Annotated in this window: 1 protein-coding gene; it reads left to right on the top strand. The window is 58.9% G+C overall.

Going from position 1 to position 722, the window contains the following annotated elements:
* Nucleotides 1-31: 31 nt before the first annotated feature.
* A partial coding sequence (locus C3Y91_RS03460) for an NADP-dependent isocitrate dehydrogenase (RefSeq protein ID WP_168574986.1) occupies nt 32-722 on the top strand: 691 nt, incomplete at its 3' end.

The raw sequence follows: 722 nt of genomic DNA, 5'->3' as shown, positions 1-722 counted from the left end.
GTCCCCATTGAAGCTCGAACGAGGCAGATACATGAACAAGATCAAGGTCGCCAATCCCGTCGCCGATCTCGACGGCGATGAAATGACGCGCATCATCTGGCAGCTCATCAAGGATAAGCTGATCCATCCGTATCTCGACCTCGACATCGACTATTTCGACCTCTCGGTCGAAAACCGCGACGCCACCAACGACCAGGTCACTGTCGACGCCGCCAACGCCATCAAGAAGTACGGCGTCGGCATCAAGTGCGCGACGATCACGCCGGACGAAGCCCGCGTCAAGGAATTCAACCTCAAGGAAATGTGGAAGAGCCCGAACGGCACGATCCGCAACATTCTCGGCGGCGTCATCTTCCGCGAGCCGATCATCTGCAAGAACGTGCCGCGCCTGGTTCCCGGCTGGACCAAGCCGATCGTCGTCGGCCGCCACGCCTTCGGCGACCAGTACCGCGCCACCGATTTCAAGTTCCCCGGCAAGGGCAAGCTGACAATCAAGTTCGTCGGCGAAGACGGCACCGTCATCGAGAAGGAAGTCTTCAACGCACCGGGCGCCGGCGTTGCCATGGCCATGTACAATCTCGACGAATCGATCCGCGAATTTGCCCGCGCCTCGATGATGTACGGCCTGATGCGCAAGTGGCCGGTCTATCTGTCGACCAAGAACACCATCCTCAAGGCCTATGACGGCCGCTTCAAGGACATCTTCGAGGAAGTCTACGAGA

The sequence above is a fragment of the Rhizobium ruizarguesonis genome (genome assembly GCF_012349115.1).
GTDB lineage: Bacteria > Pseudomonadota > Alphaproteobacteria > Rhizobiales > Rhizobiaceae > Rhizobium > Rhizobium ruizarguesonis.
This window is presented reverse-complemented; position numbering and strand designations above follow the sequence as displayed.